Below are 20,913 nucleotides of genomic sequence, written 5' to 3'. Positions count from 1 at the left end.
GCCACGGCGTCGGTGTCGTCAGCAGCGGCCTCCGGCTCGGTGGCCTCGTCGGCAGAGGTCGTCCTGCCCACGACGGCCGCCTCCGCGTCAGGCGTGGGCGTCTCCGTCTCAGTCTCCGGCGCTTCCGGCTCGGCCGCCTCATCAGCGGCCGCCGTCACGTCCTCCGCAGGAGCCTGCTCAGCCTCAGCCTCAGCCTCGGCCGCCGCCGGAGCCGTAGCTTCAGCGTCCCCGGTCGACCCCGTCGACCCGGTCCCTGCCGGCTCCCCTTCCGGCACCGGCGCCGGAGTCGCCGCCCTCGATCGCGTCTCCCCTGCCGTCGGCACATCCGCCAGGGTCTTCGACGTGCGGGCCTGGGGGACCTTCGGGTTGTCGAAGGCCGCTGCCACCAAGTCGTCCGCCGCGCGCTTCGCCGCGTCGTCACCCGGGGTCGGGGACGGGAGCGTCACCGACCGGGGCTCTTGAGGCGTCGTCGCGTGTTCCGGCGCCGTCTGGGGCGGGACGGAGGTTGCCGGAGTTTCGTCGTGCTGGTCCGCACGGTCGCGTCCGAACACCTTACGCAGCAAGCTCCGAATGCCCATGGGCGAGGCCTTTCGCATGAGTTGGGTGCGGTGAATGTCCGTACTGGGAGGATCATCCCTGGCCAGGGCGGACACGTAAGGTTAGCGGCCCCGGGTGTGTCGCCTTCGGCGCCCCGACACGCGGTGTCGGCGGCACCCGTCGTCCCCGGTCGCCGCGCATTCATCCATCGTTCACCCTGACGCCTCCCCTGTGCACAGAGGCGCACATAACGTCGCCGCCGAACGTATTCCCGACACCATGTCGGCGCAGTGTGCGCCGGAGGAGGACGAAGTGCGCAAACTGCTGCCGCTGCTGAGCACCAACCCGCACGGAGGCGGCCGTTCCGCCCTCACCTGCCGGTTCCGCTGTGGTGACGCCTGCTTCCACGAGGTGCCCAACACCAGTGACAACGAGTACGTCGGCGACGTCATAGCCGGCGCCCTCTCCCGCCGCTCCATGATGCGCGCCGCCGCCGTCGTGACCGTCGCCACCGCCGCCGGGACCGGCGTCGCCGTCGGCAACGCCCCCGTGGCCGAGGCCCTTCCGCAGGGGCGTCCGCAGACGCCCGGTCGTGCCGACGGCGCCCGTGGACTGCGCTTCGCGCCGGTGGCGCCCAACACCGCGGACCAGGTGACCGTTCCCGCCGGCTACTCCCAGAACGTGGTCATCCGCTGGGGCGAGCCGATCCTCCGCGGCGCCCCGGCCTTCGACGCCGACAAGCAGACCGCCGAGGCGCAGGCCGGTCAGTTCGGGTACAACAACGACTTCCTCTCCCTGCTGCCGCTGCGCGGCGAGCCCGGGCGGCAACTGCTCGTCGCCAACCACGAGTACACCGACGAGATCCTGATGTTCAAGGGGTACGACTTCGAGAACCCGACCCGCGAGCAGGTCGAGATCGCCTGGGCCGCCCACGGTCTGTCCGTCGTCGTGGTCCAGGAGGAGCACCGCTCCGGCAAGCTCACGCCGGTCTCGCGCCACCCGCTCAACCGCCGCCTCCACACCACCACCGAGTTCGAGCTGAGCGGCCCCGCCGCCGGCTCCCCCCTCCTGCGCACCTCCGCCGACCCCGCCGGCCGCACCGTCCTCGGCACGCTCAACAACTGCGCCGGCGGCACCACCCCGTGGGGCACGACGCTGCACGGCGAGGAGAACTTCAACCAGTACTTCGCCTACGGCTCCAGCGCCACCGACAAGCGGTACGGCATCGGCACCGGCGCCTCCGAGCGCAAGTGGGAGCGGTTCGACAAGCGCTTCGACCTGCGCCAGGAGCCCAACGAGGCGCACCGCCAGGGCTGGGTCGTCGAGCTCGACCCGTACGACCCCGACTCCACGCCCCGCAAGCGCACCGCGCTCGGCCGCTTCAAGCACGAGGCCGCGCAGCCCCGTCTGACCGAGGACGGCCGTCCCGTCGTCTACATGGGCGACGACGAGCGCTTCGACTACTTCTACAAGTTCGTGTCGTCCAAGCGGATGAAGAAGGGGAACTCGCGCAGCGCCCGCGAGCACAACCTCACCCTGCTCGACGAGGGCACGCTGTACGTCGCCAAGCTGACCGGCGACACTCCGCAGGACGTCGACGGGACCGGCAAGCTCCCCAACGACGGCGAGTTCGACGGCTCCGGCGTCTGGATCCCGCTCGCCACCGGCGACGTCTCGCACGTGCCCGGCATGACCGCCGACGAGGTGTACGTCTTCACCCGCGTCGCCGGTGACAAGGTCGGGGCGACGAAGATGGACCGCCCCGAGGACGTCGAGCCGTCCCCGCGCAGCGGCCGCGTCTACGTCGCCCTCACCAACAACTCCAACCGCGGCAAGGCCGGTTACGCCCCCGCGGACGAGGCCAACCCGCGCAACTCCAACAAGCACGGCCAGGTCCTGGAGCTCGCCGAGCACTGGGACGACCCGGCCTCCGACGGCTTCGCCTGGCGTCTCTTCCTCGTCGCCGGCGACCCGAACGACCCGGCCACGTACTTCGCGGGCTACCCGAAGGAGAAGGTCAGCCCCATCTCCTGCCCCGACAACATCGCCTTCGACCCCTACGGCAACCTGTGGCTCTCCACCGACGGCAACCAGCTCGGCTCGCACGACGGCCTGTTCGGTGTCGCCACGCAGGGCGAGCGGCGCGGTGAGCTCAAGCAGTTCCTGACCGTCCCGAAGGGCGCCGAGACCTGCGGCCCGATCATCCAGGACCGCCGGGTCGTCGTCGCCGTCCAGCACCCGGGCGAGGTCGACGGCGCGTCCGTCGAGAAGCCCGCCTCCGTCTGGCCGGACGGCCCCGGCAAGATCGTCCGCCCGGCCGTCGTCGCCGTGTGGCGCAAGGACGGTCGCGACATCGGCGTCTGATCCGGTGTCCGATCAGACGTCCGGGTCGGCGTCTGATCGGACGCACCGGTGCGGAACCGGTGACGAGCCGGTGGTGTGAGGGGCCCGGGGGGAGCCCCTCACACCACCCCGAAACCCTCCCTGAACCGTACGAACTGCTCCGCCGGCTCCCCCGTGTACGACCACGGCACCCACGAGGCGCGCGGGCCGAGCATGCCCAGCAGCTCCCGTGCCATCTCCGCCTGGCCCGCGTAACAGGCCGCGTGGGCGAGATAGTTGAGGTCGGGCACCTCCTCGGGCGCCACCGGCCGGCCCGGCTCGCGCCCGCCGATCCAGCGGGCGTACGTCCGGCGCAGCTCGGTCACCGCCAGCTCGTGTTTCCAGTGCTGGTCGAAGCCGCGCACCGGGCCCCGGCCGAGCGCCCCGTCCGCGATGTAGCGGTACTCCTCCACCCGGGCCACCTGGACCAGGATCGGCAGTGGGGAACCCGGCGGCGCCACTCCCGCGGCGTCGCGCGCGAAGTCGTACATCGCCCCGTGCGTGCCGTGCCACCGCGCCGACCAGTAGCGCAGCAGCTGCGCGTGGGCCTCGGTGTTGTACGGGTCGCGCCGCCGCACCTCGTCGAACCACTGGCGCAGTTGGCGGCGCGGCACCCCGCCTTCGTAGAGCCGGGCCACGGAGAGCAGGGAGACCCAGGGCATCGGGTCGCCGGGCGCCGCGTGCGCCGCGCCGAGGCAGGCGTCGACGGTCGTGTCGAGCCGCCCCCGGTCCACGGCCGTGCCCCGGCCGGCCGCGATGGCCGTGTCGAAGACCCGTACCACCTCGGTCGCCGCCCGCAGCACCGCCGCGTCCGGGCTGTCCGGCTCGGCGGCCCGCCAGGCCTCGACCGTGGAGCTGCCCGCGGCGGCGTGCGCGAGGAGCCGCAGCCGGTGCGTGCGGCGTGTCCAGTCGTCGCCGGTGGCGGCCAGGAGATCCCGTACGCCCTGCCAGCGTCCGATGACGATGTCGTGCCGGGCCTCGGTGAGCGCGCGGTCCCCGAAGTCCGGGTCGAAGTCGGGCGAGAAGCGGGCCGAACGGGACGCGCGGCGGCGAACGGCCATCAGTCATCCTCCTTCGGGTCGGCGCTCGGTCGGCTCGGCGACCGGTCGGGGGGCGATCACTGGGGGGTCGATCACTCGGGGGCCGGCCGCTCGGGGATCGATCGGCGGGTGTCGCTCCGCCGGGGACCGCGCGGTCGGGGGTCGGTTGGTCGGGGATCTGTCGGGCTCGGTCGGGGATCGATCGGGCTCGGTCGGCGACCGGGCGCGATCCGGTGGCCTCAGAAGTCGGTGGCGAGCGACTCGTCCGCGCGGCGGGCGCGCGGTGTGCTGGGTGCGAAACGCTCCGCCGCGGCCAGGGCGCGTACGGCGTCGAGCCGGGCGGGGCGGTAGTACGCGCTCCCCTTGCGCCAGTACACGATCATCGGGACCACGCCGACGAGGAGCCCGCCGATGCCGATCGTGAGGGCGGTCCTCGACAACTCGGTGAGGGACTCGACGAACGCCCAGAGCATGAACAGGGCGCCGAACAGCGGCCACACCCCGCCGAGCAGGAAGTTCCGTACGGAGGTCAGCAGCACCGACCTGTACGCGACGACGGCGGCGATGCCCGCGAGCCCGTAGTAGAACGCGATCTGCAGACCGATCGCGGCCACTCCGTCGCTGAGGATCCGCCCCACCGAACCGGCGGTCGCCGCCGCGCCGAACATCAGCAGCGCGGCCACCCCGACGGCGGCGATCGCCACCCACGGGGTGTTCCAGCGGCGGTGCACGGTTCCGAGGGCGGCCGGCATCGTGCGGTCGCGGCCCATCGCGAACAGGGAGCGGGTCACCTGGATGAGGGTGGTCTCCAGGGTGGCGACCGTGGACAGCAGCACCGCGACGATCAGCAGTTTGCCGCCGACGCCCGGCCAGATCTCCTGGCCGAGGACGGCGAGGACGTTGGCGCCGGCGGACTCGATCTGTCCGGCGCTCAGCAGCACGTTGACCGAGATGGTGAACGCCTCGAAGAAGAGGAAGACGACGCCGACGCCGACGAGCGCGGCGAACCCGGCGGTGCGGCGGCTGTCGCGGGTCTCCTCGCTGAGGTTGCTGGTGACGTCCCAGCCCCAGTAGTAGAACGCGGCGATCAGCGCGCCCGACGCGAAGCCGGCCGGTCCGTCGAAGTGGCCGAAGCCGAGCCAGGACCAGTCGAAGGCGGTGGCGTGGCCGCGGTGGGCGAGGGCGGCCAGGATGAACACGACGAGGATGGCGATCTCGACGCCCGACATGAGGAGTTGGGCCCGCACGGTGAGCCGGGCGCCGCCCAGGACCACGAGCAGCATCATCAGGAACCAGCCCGCGCCGACGGCCGCGGCGAGCGGAGTGTTCTCGGCGAGCGCGGGGTCGATCAGGGAGAGCGTCAGCGCTCCCGCCGGGAGGGATCCGGCGACCATGAAGACGGTCGCGGAGACGACGAGCGCCCAGCCGGAGAGGAAGCCGAGGAAGGGGTGGAGGGTACGGCCCACCCAGGAGTAGCCGGCGCCCGCGTTGACGTCGATCCGGCCGAGCCGGGCGTAGGCCAGGACGATGCCGAGCATCGGCACCGCGCAGTAGAGCAGCGCGGCGGGTCCGGCCAGGCCGACCGCGCCGAAGAGCACGGCGGTGGTGGCGGCGAGCGAGTAGGCGGGGGCGCTGCCGGCGACGGCCATGACGATGGTGTCGAAGGTCCCGAGAACATTGGGCTGGAGCCCTCTGCCGGTGGTGGTGCGCATGGCGATGTCCTTGGGTGGCACGGGGAGATGGCGCAGGACGGAGCGACCGTGCCGGTCGGGTCGGATCTCCCCGGTGGAAGCACGGGTCAAGGTGAATCGAGCGCATCGTAGTCGCACGAGTGGATTCCGGTAACGGCGGTACGGAAGGTTCCGCTCGGTGACCGCCGGTAAGAGCGGACGTGCGACTCGGGGCGGTGGGGCGCGGGTTCAGTCCGGGTCCCTCCGGGGCGTCGCGATCGCGCGGGCGGCCCGAACCTCCTGGCGCAGCGGTGCGAGGACGCCCTCATCGTCCCCGCCCAGTTCCGCCCTGACCTCCACCAGGACGTCGCTGCGGCGCAGGTTGTCCGCGAGCTCGCGCAACTCCCTTTCCAGGGCCTCGACTTCTTCCGCTCCCGGCGCCGGGGCGCCGTGGTCGACCCGGACCCGGGCGGCGGTCGTGGCGTCCACGATCCGTTCCACGGCGACGACCAGCGGCCACCAGGCGGCGGCCAGGGTGCCGGCCGGCGGCGGCTCGGTCAGCGCCCGCTGGAACTCGGAGCGCACGGTGGACAGGTCCCGGTAGAGCGCGCGCCGGGCGCGCACCCGGGCCGCCTGGTCCGCCACTTCCGGTGGACCGAACGCCCGTGCCACGTACGCCGCCGTGTCCGCGACCGCGTTCGCGAGCCGGTCGCCGATCCGGGTGTGCCAGGACTCCGGCCACAGCAGGTATCCGGCGACGAGCGCGATCCCGCAGCCGATGAGCGAGTCGTACAGCCGGGGCAGCACCAGGTCGAAGCCCTGCCGGTTGAGCAGGTCGGAGAGCAGCATGATGACGGGGGTGATCGCCGCGGTCTGGAAGGCGTACCCCTTGGCCGAGAAGGCGGGGATCAGCGCGGCGAGCAGCATCATGACCGGCACGTCCCACCAGCCGCGGGGCACTTCGGAGAGGACGAGCGCGGCGACGACGAGCCCGGCGGCGGTGCCGAGCGCGCGCAGCACGGCTCGGGAGAAGACCGATCCGAAGTCGGGCTTCATCACGAACGTGACGGTGAGGGCGACCCAGTAGGAGCGGGGCACGGCGATGAGCGAGACCAGCGTCTGGGCGAGCCCGATGCAGAGCGCGAGCCGCAGCCCGTACCGCCAGGACGCTCCGGAGAACAGCACGGCGCGGGCGGTGCGGCGGGCCCGGACGCGCAGGGCGGCGGGGCGGCCGAGCCGGTCGTCGGCGGCGAACGGCTTGGGTTCGGGCTCGTGGACGACGGCCGCTGCGTGGCGCAGGGCGTGGTCCACGGCCTTCTCGGAGGGACGGGTCGGCTCGGGCAGGCGCGGGACGGCGGCGTCCGTCCGGCCCTCCTCGACGTCGTCGGCCAGTGCGCGCACGGCCGCCGGGACCTCGGCGGGCAGCTGCCGGTGGAACCGTACCGCCGCCATGTGCGCGGCCGCGGCGGCCTCCACGAGCGGGATGACCACGTTCAGCTGGGCCAGCAGCCGGACGAGGGCGGGGGTGCGGCCGTGGTGGCGGGCGCGGCGGGCCAGGACGAGGTCGTACGCCTGGTCGAGGGAGGTGGTGACGGCCTGGCGCTTCTCGTCGTACGAGGACGTACCGGCGGCTTCGAGGAGGTCGGCTGCGGTCCGGTAGGTGTTGGCCACGGCCGTGCGTTCGGGCACCCCGCCGCGCAGGGGCCAGCCGAGCAGGGTCAGGACGAGGACGACGACCCCGCCGAGCGTGAGCAGGAGGGGTGCCAGCCACCAGGGGTCGGGCATGGGCAGGCCCGCGCCGACGACGGCGTTGAGGAGGAGCAGGAGACCGGAGACGGAGGCGACGGCGCCGATCGAGGAGATCATCCCGGAGGCGAGCGCGATCAGCGTGAGGGCGGCGACGGCGAGCCAGCCGTGGCCGAAGACGAGGGTGCCGAGGGTGACGCCGAGCGCGCCGAAGAGCTGGGGGACGGCGATGTTGTAGAACCGCATGCGGTACGCGTCGGCGGTGTCGCCGATGACCCCGGACAGGGCGCCCATGGAGACCAGGGCGCCGTAAACCGGCCGGTCCGCGGCCAACCCGACGGCGAGCGGTGCGGAGAGCGCGATCGACGCGCGGACGACGGCGGCCCACGGGACGGGCGCGGCCTGCGGCCGGAGCCCGGCGGTGAGCCAGGGGGGCGGGGAGAGCCGTGCGGTGCGCGTCGCCATGCGACCAACGTACGGCCCCGGCCCCTGCCCACAACGGGGGCGGGGGCACCACCCCAGCGGAACGAATGCCCACAACGGGGGCGGGGGTGCCGGCCTGGCGGGGCGGCTCAGCTGCGGTAGTTCTCGACCTCGGCCGCCGGGCGGACGGCCGCGGTGTCGGGATCCTCGCCGAATTCGGCCTTGGCGCGGCGCTGGCGCAACAGATCCCAGCACTGGTCCAGTTGCACCTCGAGCTCGGCCAGCCGGGAGCGTTCTTCGGGGAGCAGGCCGCCCGTGCGTTGCCGCAGGGAGCGTTCCTCCTCGACGAGGGAGCCGATGCTCTCCAGGATCTGGTCGTCGTCCATGCGGTCCATGTGGTCCATGACATCCAGCGTGGCCGATCGGCGGCTCTCGTGCAGGTCGAGCGCCCTGGTGCGGGCCCGGGGGGCACGCCCGTGCGGGCGGCGCGGTACGCCTGTGCGGGCGGCGCGGTTGCTCCCGCGCGGACCGGGCGGTGCTCTCGTGCGGACCGCGCGGCTCCGGTGTCAGTGGCGCAGCGCCTGACCGATCTCGGCCTTCGTCGCGCCGGAGAGCGACCGGTTGCTGCGCGCCGTGCCCGTCTTGGACGTACTCGGGGCGACGCCGCCGATGTTCAGGACGACCGAGTCGAGGAGGTCCCCGCCGTCGTTGCGGAAGTTGACCATGATCGTGTAGTCGGCGTTCCGGTCCTGAGGGTTGGTCACCGTCACGTCGGCGACGGTCCGGCCCCCCTCCGCCCGCACCGGCCCGGCCTTGACGTCGGCGGTGGCGTTCACGCCGTCCGTGATCTCGCCCATCCGAGACGCCGCCGCCGCGGTGGCGGACGAGACGGCGTCCCCGACCCTCGCCCTGTCCTCCTCCGTACAGGCGGTGGACGACAGGGCGAGGAGCGTGGTGACGGTCACGAGGACCCGGGCGCGGGGGCGGTTCATCGGGCCGCCGCCCCGGGGCCGTAGGAGCGGTCGGTCGCCAGCGCCCAGATCACGAAGACCGAGATGGCCATGGAGAACAGCGACCACCACGGGTGGTAGGGCAGGAAGAGGAACTGGGCGACGACGTTCAGCGCGGCCAGTGAGATACCGGCGACCCGGCCCCATTCGGCGCCCTTGAGGATTCCGTAGCCGGCGATGGCGACGACGATGCCGAGGACCAGGTGGATCCAGCCCCACGTCGTCAGGTTGAACTTGAAGACGTAGTCGCCGAGGCGGGCGTAGATGTCGTCCTCGGCGATTCCGGCGATGCCCTGAAGGATGTCCATGACGCCGGTGACCAGCATCAGGACACCGGCGAAGAGGGTGCCGCCGGCGGCCCAGACGGCGCCGGTGTCCCTGTCGGGGGCGGTGCGGGGGTTGCGGGGTGCGGTGTTCTGGCTCATGGGCCCATCGTCCGGGCGACGGTCCGGAACCGATCGTTCAGCGGGGCCGAACGAGTGAGCGGAGGAACCCCGCGAGGGCCGTGTCGAACTCCTCCGGCCGTTCCAGGTTGGGCAGGTGGGCGGCCCGTTCGACGACCACCAGCGTGGAGTCGGGAAGCGCGGCGTGCATCGCCTCCGCGTCCGCGACGGGGGTGTACGTGTCGTCGCGGCCGACGACCACCAGGGCGGGCACGGACACCGTGGTGAGGAGCGCGCGGTAGTCGGGGCGCTCGGCACGGCCGCGCAGGGCGGCGGCCGCGCCCGCCGGGTCGGTCGCGCACATCATGCGGTGCACAGGGGCGGCGGCGTGGGTGTTGTACGGGGCGACCATCCGGTCGAGCACCTCGTCGGCGTACCGGCGCATGCCCTCCGCGCCCTCCGCGAGCAGCCGGTCGGCGAGTGCGTTCCGGCCCGCCTTCCCCTCCTCGGTCTCGGCGGCGGGGAAGGTGTCGGCGAGGACGAGGCCGAGGATCCGCTCGGGGAAGAGGCGGTAGCACTCCATGGCGATCTGGCCGCCCATGGAGAGCCCGGCGAGGACGAACTCCTCGATGCCGAGCCGGTCCAGGAGGGCGGCGAGGTCCCGGGCGAAGGTGGAGAGCGGGGTGACGCCGGGGACGACGTCACTCGCTCCGTAACCCCGGAGGTCGGGGGCGACGACGCGGTGGGTGGCGGAGAACCGGTCGATCTGGGGCTGCCACATGGTGCGGTCGAAGGGATGGCCGTGGACCAGGACGAGCGCGGGGCCCGTGCCCTTGTCCTCGTAGCCGATGACGACTCCGTCGAGCTCTGCGGAAGGCATGCTCGGAGGCTAGGCAGCCCTCTGGGCTCGGTGCAATAAAATCTTTGCTCTCGGTGCAATCGGGGAGCGTGGTCGACGTGGGCGAGGACTATCGGAGGATCGCCGACCGGGTGGCGGAGGCGATCGCGGACGGGCGGCTGCGGCCCGGTGACCGGCTGCCTCCGCAGCGGGTCTTCGCCCGCCGCCACCGGATCGCGGCCTCCACCGCGATCCGGGTGTACGGCGAGCTGCGCCGGCGTGGCCTGGTCGTCGGCGAGGTGGGGCGCGGCACGTTCGTACGGGCGGCTCCGCCGCTGCCGGGGCCCGCGCTCGCCGAGGCGACCGGGGCCGCGCCGGTCGATCTCCAGCTCAACTACCCGGTGGTGGAAGGGCAGACGGAGCTGATGGCACGCGCGCTCGCGTCGCTGGCCCGGGCCGATGTGCTCGCCGAGGCGACCCGGCGGCCCACGGCGGCGGTGGGGACCGGGGAGGCGAGGGCGGCGGCCGCGAGCGTCCTCGCGCGGGGCGGCTGGGAGCCGGACCCCGACGCGGTGCTCTTCGCGGGCAACAGCCGCCAGGCCATCGCGGCGGCGATCTCCGCGCTCGTGCCGCCCGGGGGCCGGCTCGGTGTCGAGGCGCTTACGTATCCGCTGGTCAAGGCGGTGGCGGACCGCCTCGGCGTACGGCTGGTGCCGATCGCGCTCGACGCGGAGGGAATGCGACCCGACGCGCTGGCGGCGGCCCACCGGGCGGCCCCGCTCGGCGCGGTGTACGTCCAGCCGACCCTGCACAACCCGCTCTCCCTGACGATGGGTTCGCGACGGCGGGCCGAACTGGCGGGATTCCTGCGGGAGTCCGGTCTGACGGCGATCGAGGACACGACGTGGGCGTTCCTGCTCCCGGACGGGCGGGAGGAGCCGGACGAGTGGGCCTGTTCGGGCGGGTCGGCCTCGCCGGACGGGCCAGGCTCGCCGGACGGGCGGGGTGAGCCGGACGGGCGGGGGGCTCTGGACGGGCGAGGCGGGCCGGGCTGGTGGGGTGCTCTGGACGAGCAGGGCGCGCCGGACGGGCGAGGCGGGCCGGATGGGGCGGTGGCTCCGGCGCCGTTGGTCGCGTATGCCCCCGAGCGCGTGGTCCTCGTGGACAGCCTGTCCAAGCGGCTCGCCCCCGGCCTCACGGTCGGCTACCTCGTCGCACCGGAGGCGCGACGGGCGGACCTCGCGGACGCCTTGCGCTCCGGGGCCTGGACGGCGGGCGGTCTGGCGCTGGCCGCCGCCACGCGCTGGGCGGGCGACGGCACGGTCGCGGCGGTGGTGGCGGCCAAGCGGGCGGACCTCGCGGCCCGGGGCGACGTGGTGCGGCGCCGACTGGGCGCGTACGCGATCCGTACCGCGCCGCTGTCCTCCTACTGCTGGTGGGAACTGCCCGCTCCCTGGCGGGCGGAGACCTTCGTCGCGGCGGCCGCGGAGCGAGCCGGGGTGGCGGTGACGCCGGGAAGCGCCTTCGCGGTCGGCTCCGGATCGGCCCCGGACGCGGTACGGGTGGGGCTGGCCTCGCCGTCCCTGCCGGTCCTGGACGAGGCCCTGGGCGCGTTGTCGTCACTCGCCGCCGAAGGACCTTGAGCAGGACTCCGGCCACCCCTTGCGCCCGATCATCCTGGATATCCGCGGTGCGGCCGGCGGCCTGATCCAGTTGCGGGAGGGCGGGGCGCGGGTGTGCCCTTGAGGGTGGAGGGGGCGAGAGTGAAGGAGCTCCTGCCATGGCCGCACACGCCGCGACGCCCACTCGGCGTCACCACCGCCGTCGTCCGACCACCGGCACGACCGGCACCACCGACACCACCAGGTCCGCCCGCGGGTGGATGCTGCCCGTCGTCCTGGGCGTGATCTACGGCCTGTACGCGTCGACCGTCGCGCGTCACGGTGGCCCGCTCACCTGGGGTCAGGCCGTGCTCGGCGTCGTCTCCGCGGCGGTCGTCGCCGTCGCGTTCCACGCGCTGCGGCGGTGGCAGCGGGCTCTGCCCCGTGAGCTGCGCGCGGTGGCGTGGGGGTCGATGGCAGGCATCGCGATCGGGTTCCTGTTCAGCCTCTCGAACGCGAGCGTGCTGTCCGCCGTGGTGCTGGCGCTGCTCGTCGGGGCCGGCGTGTTCTGCGTGGCGTTCTACCTCTTCTACACCCACGAGGACGCGACGGGGCGGCCGTTGCCGCGCTCGTAGCGGCCGGCGCGGCGGCGGTGGTACGCGACCGCCACGGCGGCGAGGAGCGGGGCCCAGGCGAGCAGCGGCAGGTAGCAGACGTACAGCAGCACCTGCTGGACCGGGCCGTCGGTGTGCGTGCCGACGGAGTTCTCGCCGAGCCCCGCGTACGCGGCGTACGTGAACCAGCCCACCAGCGCGAACAGCGCGACCGCCCCGGCGAGCGCGGCGGAGGTCGCGGCCGCAGCGTTGACCGGGCGTCCGCCGAGGAACGGCAGCCGGCGCGGGAACACTTCGCCCCAGGAGCGGACCAGGCCGAGGGTGAGGAAGGCGAGCAGCTCGGCGCCGATGGTGAGGACGATCTGGTACGCGGCCTGACCGAGGCCCGGGTCGTCGACCTCGGCGACGGGCAGCCCGACGGTCAGGGCGATCCGCCAGATCGCGGAGGGCAGCACGATCAGCGGTACGGCGTGTGCGGCGAGGACGGCCCAACGGGGCACGTCCGGGAGCGCCTTGGTCTTCATCATGCCGCTCAGCGTGCCGGGCGGCGGTGTGCCGGGGCGTCGTCGTGGCGGCCGGGCCGTCTCCCCCGCGCGGGGGAGACACTCTCCTCCCCGCAGGTCCGAGGGACGCCGGTCAGCGGCGGCGCGCGGAGGTCCGTGCCTCGATGCGGGCGAGGCGGGACAGACGGGCCTCGATACGGCCGACGTCCCCCCGCTCGGGCGGGGCCAGCGGCGCCCCCGCCCCCACCCGCAGCCGGGCCGCCGCCGCGAGCAACCAGGCGGCCCGCGAGGCGCCGTCGACGAGGGGCTCGTGGCCGACGGGGGGCTCGGTGCCGGTCGGGGCCTCCGCCTCCACAAAGGCGTTCGCGTCGGCGAGGGGCTCCGCGCCCGCGAGGGGCTCCGTGCCGGCCGGGGTCTTTCCGGCGGCGAGGCGTTCCGTGTCCGCGAGGGATTCCGTGCCGGCCGGTGACTCTGCGCCGAGGGGCTCCGTGTCCGCGAGAGGCTCCGTGTCGGTCGAGGCCTTTGCATCGGCGAGGCGTTTTGCGTCGGGCTCCCTGCCGGCGGGGGCCCTTGCCCCGGCGAGGCGTCCCCCGCCCGCGGGGGTCTCCGGGCCGACCGGGCCCTTTGCACCAGCGACGTGCTCCGTGTTCGCGAGGAGCTTCCCGCCGGGCAGGCGCTCCGTGGCCGCCAGGGACTCCGCGCCTGCCAGGCCCTCCAGGGCCAGGGCGCGGGCGCGGGGGTCGCGGGTGGCGCGGGCCGCGGTGAGGGCGCGGAGGTGCCAGGTGCGGGCGGTCGCCGCGTCGCCGCGGAGTTCGGCGACGAAGCCCAGCTCGGCGAGGATCAGGTGGTTGCCCTCCTCCGAGGAGACCTCCCGGTACCACTCCCGGATCCGCAGCAGCCGCTCCTCCGCCTCGTCCAGGCGCCCCGCGCGCCGAGCCCCGAGTGCGAGCCCCATCTCCGCGTAGATCTCACCGAACTTGTAGCCGTGCTCCGCCGCCCCCTGCCGCGCCCGCTCATGCAGCTCCGCCGCCCGTTCGACGTCGCCCGCGAGCAGCGCGAGCCGGCCGAGGCCCGAGAGGCGTGCGGATCGCTCGGCGGCGAGGCCCAGTTCCTCGGCGAGCCGCAGCCCCTCCTCGTGGAGCCGGGCGGCCAGCGCGTAGTCGCCGTCGATCTCGGCGAGCGCCGCCAGCGGGGAGACGGACTGCGACTCGCCCCACCGGTCGCCCAGCGCGCGGAAGAGCGCCCGTCCCTCGCGCCCGTGCCGGCCCTGCGCCGCCAGGTCGCCCCGCAGCAGCGCCTGCGCGGCCCGCAGGGTGTGGACGGCGGCGCGCGCCCAGGGGTCGGCGTCCCCGACCTCCGCCACGAGCCGCTCGCTCTCGGCGAGGTCACCGGTGTTGAAGTGGCCGTAGGCGACGAGCCAGCGGGCCCGGGCGCGGGCGCCCGGGTCGCCGATCGAGCCGTACGGCAGATCCGACGTCCCGGCCTTCTCCCCGCACAGCAACGCGAAGGCGGCCGCCAGGACCCGCGCTTCGGGGCCCTGCGCCGCCGCGAGCTGCCGGCGGCCCTCCCGCAGCCGCCCGGACAGCAGCCAGTACCACGACAGGGCGACCGCGAACCGGTCCGGAGCGGCGTCGAACGCTGCCCGCAGGTTGGCGCGTTCGGCGTCGAGCCGCCGCAGCCACTCCCGTTGCCCGGGACCGCGCAACAGGGGAGCGGCGCGTTCGGCGAGGTCCAGGTAGTAGGCGCGGTGCCGTTCCCGTACCGCATCGCCGTCGCCCATCTCATCGAGGCGCTCCGTGGCGTACGCGGCGATCGACTCCAGCATCCGGTACCGCTCCCCGTCCCGGATCACGAGCGAGCGGTCCACGAGCCGGCCGAGCAGCTCCACCACGTCCAAGGCCGTGCCGTCACCGCAGACGGCTTCCGCCGCGTCGAGGGTGCAGCCGTCGCGTTGGACGGAGAGGCGGCGCAGCACGATCCGTTCGGGGGCGGAGAGCAGTTCCCAGCTCCAGTCGATCACCGCGCGCAACGTCTGCTGGCGGGCCGGAACGCCCCGGCGGCCGGTCGCCAGGACTCGGAACCGGTCGCCGAGCCGCTGCGCCAACCCCCTCGCGCTCAGGGCGCGGAGGCGGGTGGCGGCCAGTTCGAGGGCGAGCGGGATGCCGTCGAGGCGGACGCAGATCTCGGTGACGTCGGCGCGGTTGGCGTCGGTGAGCGCGAAGGAGGGGGCGGCGGCGGAGGCCCGTTCGGCGAAGAGGCGTACGGCGTCGGCGGGCGGGAGGGGGTCGAGCGGGCGCACGAACTCGCCGGGGACGGCGAGCGGTTCCCGGCTGGTGGCGAGGATCCGCAGGCCGGGCACCGCTCGCAGCAGGCCGCTCGCCAACTCGGCGACGGCGTCGACGACGTGCTCGCAGTTGTCGAGGACGAGGAGGGTGGGCCGGTCGCGCAGGGCGGCGGCCAGGCGCTGGGTCGCGTCACCCTGGGCGGCGTGGGCACCGTGGCGCGGCAGGGTGGCGGCGGCGTCCTCCCGGATACCGAGGGCCGCGGCCACGGCTTCCGCCAGTTCCGCGGCGTCGCCGCGGTGACCGGCGAGCTCGACGAACGAGCCGTCGCCCGCCACCTCCTGCGCGAGCCGGGTCTTGCCGACCCCTCCGGGTCCGGTCAGGGTCACCAGCCGGGCGCTGCCGAGGAGTTCCCCCAGTTCCCGCACCTCCCCGGTGCGCCCCACGAGCCCGCTGAGCGGCACGGCCCGCACCGCCCCCGCGGGGCGCTCGCCGAGCGGGCCCGGTGAGGGCATGACGAGACGGCCGGACCCGGCGGCCGCCCGGGTGTCGGCTACGCCGTCGCCTACCGCGCCCGCGTCACGTACCGCGCCAGTGCTGCCGGCCGCGCCCGGGCCCGTGCCGGAGGCAGGATCCGGGAGAGGTCCCGGGCCCGTGACCTGGCCAGGAGCCGGGTCGCCCACCGGACCCGGGCCGCCGGCCGCACCTGTGCCGCTGGCCGTGCCCGCGTCGCGCACCGCACCCATGCCGCCGCCGGGAGCCGCGTCGCCCGAGGCCGGATGCGAGCTCGTGCCGCCGGCCGCCGGGGAGCCTGTGCCCGGATCGGGGCCGCCTTCCGGCCCGGAAGGCGAGGCACCCGTCCTCCCACCAGCGGCGCGAACCGGAGGCGTCACCGAAGGGTCCTGGCGGAGGATCGCGGTGTGGAGCGCGGCGAGTTCGGGGCTCGGGTCCACGCCCAGGTCCTCCGCGAGGCGCAGGCGCAGGGCCTCGTAGGAGGCGAGCGCCTCGCTCTGCCGGCCCGCGCCGTACAAGGCCCGCAGCTGTGCCGCGCGCAGCCGCTCGCGCAGCGGGTGCGCGGTGACGAGCGGGGCGAGGTCCGCGGCCAGGGCGCCCAGGGCCGTGCGGTCGCCCGACTCCAGCCGCGCCTCGGCCCGTTCCTCCTCCGCGACGAGCCGTTCCTCCGCCAGCCGGCCCGCCTCCTCCCGTACGACCGGGTGGTCGGCGACGTCCGCGTACGCCTCCGTCCCCCGCCACAGGCCGAGCGCCTCGTCGAGCAGCGCCGCCCGCTCCCGTGGCCCGGGCGTCCGCCCGGCGCGGGCGACGAGCGCGCGGAACCGGGCCGCGTCCGGTTCGCCCTCGTCCAGGACGAGCAGATAGCCGGGCGGCCGGTGCACGATCCGGTCGCGGCCGAGGGCACGGCGGAGCACGGAGACCTTGACCTGGAGGGCGTTCGCGGCACGGGCCGGCGGGCGGTCGCCCCAGAGCGCGTCGATCAGCAGGCCGGTGGCGACGGGCCGCCCTTCCCGGGCCAGCAGACAGCCGAGCAGGACGCGTGCCTTCGCCTCGGGAACGCTGACGGGCCGCCCGGCTCCGTCCCGTACGGACAGTGGACCCAGCACCCCGAACCGCATGCCGGAACCGTAACCCACAGCCCGGCCCTCAGCCTTCCCTCAGCGGACCGTCAGCGGGCCCGCGCAGAGTCGTTCCCGTCACGACAAGCACCGCAAGCACCGCAAGCACCGCAAGCACCGCAAGCACGACAAACACCGAGAACACCGAACACAGGGAGCTGTGCGCACATGAGCAAGTACGCAGGCCGGAAGGCCGTGATCATCGGCGGCACCATGGGTATGGGCCTCGCCATCGCCAAGCGTCTGGTCGAGGGCGGCGCGGAGGTGCTGCTCACCGGCCGCAACCCGAAGAACCTCAAGGAGGCCGCAGACGAACTGGGCCCCGCCGCCCACGTCGTCTCCTCGGACCTGGCCGACCTCGACGCCGTACGGGCCCTGCCCGCGCTCGTCGAGGAGCGGCTGGGCGGCGTGGACCTGCTCTTCGTCAACGCGGGCATCTCGGAGCTCGGCCCGATCGCGGAGATGACCGAGGACCAGTACGACCGGATGTTCGCGGTGAACCTCAAGGGGCCGTACTTCACCGTGCAGGGGCTCCTGCCGTTGCTGCGGGACGGCGGCGCCGTCGTCTTCACGACCTCGGTCGCCGATGTCACGGGCACGCCCGGCATGAGCGTCTACTCGGCCACCAAGGCCGGGCTGTGGTCCTTCGCGCAGGGACTCGCCTCCGAGCTGGTCGGGCGCGGGATCCGTGTCAACGCGGTCTCGCCCGGTTACATCGACACTCCCGGGGGCGGGGTCCAGGGGCTCACGGAGGAGGAGCACCGGGCGTTCAAGGCGGCGGGCGACGCGGCCACGCCGATGCACCGGCACGGCACGGCCGACGAGGTGGCGAAGGCGGCGCTGTTCCTGGCCGTCGACGCGACGTTCACGACCGGGGTGAAGCTGGCCGTGGACGGAGGTCTGGTGCAGCAGATCGTGTCCGTGTAGACCTGGGCGCGCCGCCGTCGGAGACTGGTGAAAGCGGTTGAAACGGCACACGTCAGGAACGGCACACGTCAGAAACGGTGCACGCGGCGCACGGCAGAAGTGACGCGTCCGGCACGGCACACGTCCCCGGATCCCGGAGGAATCGCATGACCGACCTCGCCATCGAGACCGAGAGCCTGGTCAAGGTCTTCGGCACGAACCGTGCCGTGGACGGCATCGACCTCCGGGTTCCGGCCGGGACCGTCTACGGCGTCCTCGGCCCCAACGGCGCCGGCAAGACCACCGCCGTGAAGATGCTCGCCACCCTGCTCCGACCGGACGGCGGCCGGGCCCGGGTCTTCGGCCGCGATGTCGTCGAGGACGCCGACGCCGTCCGTGGCCGGGTCAGCCTCACGGGCCAGTACGCCTCCGTCGACGAGGATCTGACCGGCACCGAGAACCTGGTCCTGCTGGCCCGGCTCCTCGGCCACTCGCGGCCGGCGGCCCGTGACCGCTCCGCGCAGCTGCTCGCCGCGTTCGGGCTCGCGGAGGCCGCCGACAAGCAGGTCAAGCACTACTCGGGCGGGATGCGGCGCCGTATCGACATCGCCGCGTCCATCCTCAACACCCCCGACCTGCTCTTCCTCGACGAGCCGACCACCGGCCTCGACCCGCGCAGCCGCAACCAGGTCTGGGACATCGTCCGCGCGGTCGTCGCCCAGGGCACCACCGTCCTGCTCACCACCCAGTACCTGGACGAGGCGGACCAGCTGGCCTCCCGCATCGCCGTCATCGACCACGGGAAGGTGATCGCGGAGGGCACGAAGGGCGAGCTGAAGGCGTCGGTGGGCTCGGGTTCGGTCCACGTACGGCTGCGGGACCCCGAGCAGCGCTCGGCCGCCGAGCGGGTCCTCGCGACCGCCCTGAACGCCTCCGTACAGCTCGACGCCGACCCGGTCGCCCTCACCGCCACCGTCAACGGGCACGGCACGGACCTCGGCGCCGCCGAACAGGCCGCCCGGGCGCTCGCGGAGCTGGCGGCGCAAGGAATCACGGTCGACAACTTCGGTCTCGGACAGCCCAGCCTCGACGAGGTCTTCCTCGCCCTCACCGACCGGAAGGGAACGACGGCATGAGCACCGTCGCCACCAGCAAGGACAAGCAGCAGAGCGACGCCCTGGCCTTCGAGGCCCCGAGGGCCGAGGAGCTGGCCGCGCTCCTCGTCGGTCAGGAGCGGCCGCCCCGCCCCAGCGCGCTGTCGGCGTCGCTGACCTTCGGCTGGCGCGCCATGCTGAAGATCAAGCACGTGCCGGAGCAGCTCTTCGACGTGACGGCGTTCCCGATCATGATGGTGCTGATGTACACGTACCTCTTCGGGGGCGCGCTGGCCGGCTCGGTGTCGGCGTACATCCAGTTCCTGCTGCCGGGCATCCTGGTGATGAGCGTCGTGATGATCACGATGTACACGGGCGTCTCGGTCAACACCGACATCGAGAAGGGCGTCTTCGACCGCTTCCGCACGCTGCCGATCTGGCGGCCCGCCCCGATGGTCGGCTATCTCCTCGGCGACGTCGTGCGCTATCTGATCGCCTCGGTGGTGATGCTCACCGTCGGCCTGATCATCGGTTACCGCCCGGACGGCGGTGTCCTCGGCGTCCTGGCGGGTGTGGCGCTGCTGCTGGTGTTCTCGTTCGCCTTCTCGTGGATCTGGACGATGTTCGGGCTGATGCTGCGCAGCGAGAAGTCGGTCATGGGCGTTTCGATGATGGTGATCTTCCCGCTGACCTTCCTGAGCAACGTCTTCGTGGACCCGAGGACGATGCCGGGCTGGCTGCAGGCCTTCGTCAACAACAGCCCGGTGACGCATCTGGCGACGGCGGTGCGGGAGTTGATGGCGGGGCGCTGGCCGGCGGCCGACATCGCCTGGTCGCTGGGGTGGTCGGCGCTGTTCGTGGTGGTCTTCGGCGCGGTGACGATGCGGCTCTACAACCGCAAGTGACGCCCCCGGCGCCCGGCCCCGGCCCCGGGGTCGGGGCCAAGGGCCTGGATCGCCGTCCGTCGCCGGTCGCCCGTCGCCGGTCGCCCGCCGTCCGTCGAGCAGTCGCCCGTCAGTCCAGGCGCAGGTCGGCGAGCTGCTGCTCGAAGGGCACCACGTCGTCGTCGCCGGACTCGTCCGTCCGTCGCCGGGCAGGACGGCCCGCCACCGCGTCCGCCAGCTCGCGGCCCGCGCGGGTGATCCGGGACGGCAGGCCGTCGGTGTACTCGTCGCCGCCCGAGCCCCAGTCCTCCGAGGCGGCGTAGACGGCCGTCGGCAGGACGAGGGCGCGCAGGTAGGCGAAGAGCGGCCGCAGAGCGTGGTCGAGCGCGAGCGAGTGGCGGGCGGTGCCGCCGGTCGCGCCGATCAGCACCGGCGTGCCGGTCAGCGCGTCCGGGTCGATCAGGTCGAAGAAGGACTTGAACAGGCCGCTGTACGAGGCGGTGAAGACCGGGGTCACCGCGACGACTCCGTCCGCGCCGGTCACCGCGTCGATCGCGGCCCGCAGTCGCGCCGAGGGGAAGCCGGTGACGAAGTTCTTCGCGATGTCGATGGCGACGTCGCGCAGCTCGACCACCTGGACCTCGACGGCGTACTCCCGCTCGGTCAGCCGCTCCTCGGCGGCCTTGACCAGCCGGTCGGCGAGCAGCCGGGTCGATGAGGGCTGGCTGAGCCCGGCCGACACGGCGACCAGCTTGAGCGTCTGCATGACTTACGCCTCCTGAGTGCGTACGGCGGGGTGGAGCGGGGCGGTCGCCGGGACGCCGGCCGGCCGCAGGTTGGCGAACTCCTTGCGCAGCACCGGGATCACTTCCTCGCCGAGCAGGTCGAGCTGTTCCAGGACCGTCTTCAGCGGCAGACCCGCGTGGTCCACCAGGAAGAGCTGACGCTGGTAGTCGCCGACGTATTCCCGGAACGACAGCGTGCGTTCGATGACCTCCTGGGGCGATCCGACGGTCAGCGGCGTCTCCCGGCTGAACTCCTCCAGGGAGGGGCCGTGGCCGTAGACGGGGGCGTTGTCGAAGTAGGGGCGGAACTCCCGTACCGCGTCCTGGGAGTTCTTGCGCAGGAAGACCTGGCCGCCGAGGCCGACGATGGCCTGCTCGGGGGTGCCGTGGCCGTAGTGCGCGTACCGCTGGCGGTAGAGGCGGACCATCTTCTCGGTGTGCTCCTTGGGCCAGAAGATGTGGTTGGCGAAGAATCCGTCGCCGTAGTAGGCGGCCTGCTCGGCGATCTCGGGGGAGCGGATCGAGCCGTGCCAGACGAACGGCGGTACGCCGTCCAGCGGGCGGGGTGTCGAGGTGAAGCCCTG

At 73.7% G+C, this 20,913-nt stretch carries 17 protein-coding genes and 1 pseudogene; 6 read left to right on the top strand and 12 right to left on the bottom strand.

Features of this window, described 5'->3' with window-relative positions; translation table 11 throughout:
• Positions 1-578 (bottom strand): annotated as a pseudogene (locus ABZY12_RS04495) (hypothetical protein); the annotation flags it as partial.
• A gap of 271 nt (positions 579-849) precedes the next feature.
• On the opposite strand from ABZY12_RS04495, the gene ABZY12_RS04490 reads away from it, so the two are divergent.
• Positions 850-2,901, top strand: a complete 2,052-nt coding sequence (locus tag ABZY12_RS04490; protein ID WP_356887049.1) for a PhoX family protein — start codon at positions 850-852, stop codon at positions 2,899-2,901.
• Positions 2,902-2,999: 98 nt separating this feature from the next.
• Here the strand turns inward: ABZY12_RS04490 and ABZY12_RS04485 are convergent, their stop codons facing one another.
• The 7 genes from ABZY12_RS04485 to ABZY12_RS04455 form a co-directional block, all read right to left on the bottom strand.
• Positions 3,000-3,980: a hypothetical protein gene (locus ABZY12_RS04485; RefSeq protein ID WP_356887047.1), complete on the bottom strand. Its 981-nt coding sequence runs from the start codon at positions 3,978-3,980 to the stop codon at positions 3,000-3,002.
• 218 nt (positions 3,981-4,198) lie between these two features.
• On the bottom strand, positions 4,199-5,671 hold the full coding sequence (locus ABZY12_RS04480; RefSeq protein WP_356887045.1) for an APC family permease: 1,473 nt from the start codon (positions 5,669-5,671) through the stop codon (positions 4,199-4,201).
• Between the two features lie 207 nt (positions 5,672-5,878).
• Complete coding sequence (locus tag ABZY12_RS04475) at positions 5,879-7,840, bottom strand: FUSC family protein (RefSeq protein WP_356887043.1); 1,962 nt, start codon at positions 7,838-7,840, stop codon at positions 5,879-5,881.
• Positions 7,841-7,947: 107 nt separating this feature from the next.
• Complete coding sequence (locus ABZY12_RS04470; RefSeq protein WP_356887648.1) at positions 7,948-8,184, bottom strand: DUF2630 family protein; 237 nt, start codon at positions 8,182-8,184, stop codon at positions 7,948-7,950.
• A 180-nt stretch (positions 8,185-8,364) separates the two neighbouring features.
• Complete coding sequence (locus tag ABZY12_RS04465; RefSeq protein WP_356887041.1) at positions 8,365-8,790, bottom strand: hypothetical protein; 426 nt, start codon at positions 8,788-8,790, stop codon at positions 8,365-8,367.
• Positions 8,787-9,233, bottom strand: a complete 447-nt coding sequence (locus tag ABZY12_RS04460) for a hypothetical protein (RefSeq protein ID WP_356887039.1) — start codon at positions 9,231-9,233, stop codon at positions 8,787-8,789. The genes ABZY12_RS04465 and ABZY12_RS04460 overlap by 4 nt, the downstream gene beginning before the upstream one ends.
• A 37-nt stretch (positions 9,234-9,270) precedes the next feature.
• On the bottom strand, positions 9,271-10,071 hold the full coding sequence (locus ABZY12_RS04455) for an alpha/beta hydrolase (protein WP_356887037.1): 801 nt from the start codon (positions 10,069-10,071) through the stop codon (positions 9,271-9,273).
• A 77-nt stretch (positions 10,072-10,148) separates the two neighbouring features.
• On the opposite strand from ABZY12_RS04455, the gene ABZY12_RS04450 reads away from it, so the two are divergent.
• Positions 10,149-11,672: a PLP-dependent aminotransferase family protein gene (locus ABZY12_RS04450; protein ID WP_356887035.1), complete on the top strand. Its 1,524-nt coding sequence runs from the start codon at positions 10,149-10,151 to the stop codon at positions 11,670-11,672.
• 137 nt (positions 11,673-11,809) lie between these two features.
• The gene (locus tag ABZY12_RS04445; protein ID WP_356887033.1) at positions 11,810-12,265 is read left to right on the top strand and encodes a hypothetical protein; all 456 of its coding nucleotides are present in this window, start codon (positions 11,810-11,812) and stop codon (positions 12,263-12,265) included.
• On the opposite strand, the gene ABZY12_RS04440 is transcribed toward ABZY12_RS04445, so the two are convergent.
• Both ABZY12_RS04440 and ABZY12_RS04435 read right to left on the bottom strand, forming a co-directional pair.
• Positions 12,220-12,771, bottom strand: a complete 552-nt coding sequence (locus ABZY12_RS04440; RefSeq protein ID WP_356887032.1) for a hypothetical protein — start codon at positions 12,769-12,771, stop codon at positions 12,220-12,222. The two genes, ABZY12_RS04445 and ABZY12_RS04440, sit on opposite strands and share 46 nt — an antisense overlap.
• Before the next feature lie 109 nt (positions 12,772-12,880).
• A complete protein-coding gene (locus tag ABZY12_RS04435) occupies positions 12,881-16,660 on the bottom strand; it encodes a BTAD domain-containing putative transcriptional regulator (RefSeq protein WP_356887031.1) in 3,780 nt (1,259 codons plus the stop codon).
• A 168-nt stretch (positions 16,661-16,828) separates the two neighbouring features.
• Between ABZY12_RS04435 and ABZY12_RS04430 the strand changes: the two genes are divergently transcribed.
• The 3 genes from ABZY12_RS04430 (at position 16,829) to ABZY12_RS04420 (ending at position 19,565) form a co-directional block, all read left to right on the top strand.
• Positions 16,829-17,587, top strand: a complete 759-nt coding sequence (locus tag ABZY12_RS04430) for an SDR family oxidoreductase (RefSeq protein WP_356887029.1) — start codon at positions 16,829-16,831, stop codon at positions 17,585-17,587.
• 146 nt (positions 17,588-17,733) lie between these two features.
• Positions 17,734-18,702 carry an ATP-binding cassette domain-containing protein gene (locus ABZY12_RS04425; protein ID WP_356887027.1) on the top strand — a complete coding sequence of 323 codons (969 nt, stop codon included), beginning with the start codon at positions 17,734-17,736 and terminating at the stop codon, positions 18,700-18,702.
• Positions 18,699-19,565: an ABC transporter permease gene (locus ABZY12_RS04420; protein WP_356887025.1), complete on the top strand. Its 867-nt coding sequence runs from the start codon at positions 18,699-18,701 to the stop codon at positions 19,563-19,565. Before ABZY12_RS04425 ends, ABZY12_RS04420 begins: the two co-directional genes overlap by 4 nt.
• Before the next feature lie 109 nt (positions 19,566-19,674).
• On the opposite strand, the gene ABZY12_RS04415 is transcribed toward ABZY12_RS04420, so the two are convergent.
• A complete protein-coding gene (locus ABZY12_RS04415) occupies positions 19,675-20,310 on the bottom strand; it encodes an FMN reductase (RefSeq protein WP_356887023.1) in 636 nt (211 codons plus the stop codon).
• 3 nt (positions 20,311-20,313) lie between these two features.
• Positions 20,314-20,913, bottom strand: a 600-nt coding sequence (locus ABZY12_RS04410) for an LLM class flavin-dependent oxidoreductase (protein WP_356887021.1), incomplete at its 5' end; no start/stop codon positions are given.

This window comes from Streptomyces sp. NPDC006551, from assembly GCF_040611675.1.
Lineage (GTDB): Bacteria > Actinomycetota > Actinomycetes > Streptomycetales > Streptomycetaceae > Streptomyces.
The sequence above is the reverse complement of the archived record's forward strand: the minus strand, read 5'-3'. Positions and strand labels throughout refer to the sequence as shown.

Coding starts and splice junctions, on each gene's coding strand:
- ABZY12_RS04485 (WP_356887047.1), bottom strand. CDS start 3,980: ATGGCCGTTCGCCGCCGCGCGTCCCGTTCGGCCCGCTTCTCGCCCGAC.
- ABZY12_RS04470 (WP_356887648.1), bottom strand. CDS start 8,184: ATGGACGACGACCAGATCCTGGAGAGCATCGGCTCCCTCGTCGAGGAG.
- ABZY12_RS04435 (WP_356887031.1), bottom strand. CDS start 16,660: ATGCGGTTCGGGGTGCTGGGTCCACTGTCCGTACGGGACGGAGCCGGG.
- ABZY12_RS04475 (WP_356887043.1), bottom strand. CDS start 7,840: ATGGCGACGCGCACCGCACGGCTCTCCCCGCCCCCCTGGCTCACCGCC.
- ABZY12_RS04420 (WP_356887025.1), top strand. CDS start 18,699: ATGAGCACCGTCGCCACCAGCAAGGACAAGCAGCAGAGCGACGCCCTG.
- ABZY12_RS04425 (WP_356887027.1), top strand. CDS start 17,734: ATGACCGACCTCGCCATCGAGACCGAGAGCCTGGTCAAGGTCTTCGGC.
- ABZY12_RS04460 (WP_356887039.1), bottom strand. CDS start 9,233: ATGAGCCAGAACACCGCACCCCGCAACCCCCGCACCGCCCCCGACAGG.
- ABZY12_RS04430 (WP_356887029.1), top strand. CDS start 16,829: ATGAGCAAGTACGCAGGCCGGAAGGCCGTGATCATCGGCGGCACCATG.
- ABZY12_RS04445 (WP_356887033.1), top strand. CDS start 11,810: ATGGCCGCACACGCCGCGACGCCCACTCGGCGTCACCACCGCCGTCGT.
- ABZY12_RS04440 (WP_356887032.1), bottom strand. CDS start 12,771: ATGATGAAGACCAAGGCGCTCCCGGACGTGCCCCGTTGGGCCGTCCTC.
- ABZY12_RS04465 (WP_356887041.1), bottom strand. CDS start 8,790: ATGAACCGCCCCCGCGCCCGGGTCCTCGTGACCGTCACCACGCTCCTC.
- ABZY12_RS04415 (WP_356887023.1), bottom strand. CDS start 20,310: ATGCAGACGCTCAAGCTGGTCGCCGTGTCGGCCGGGCTCAGCCAGCCC.
- ABZY12_RS04455 (WP_356887037.1), bottom strand. CDS start 10,071: ATGCCTTCCGCAGAGCTCGACGGAGTCGTCATCGGCTACGAGGACAAG.
- ABZY12_RS04480 (WP_356887045.1), bottom strand. CDS start 5,671: ATGCGCACCACCACCGGCAGAGGGCTCCAGCCCAATGTTCTCGGGACC.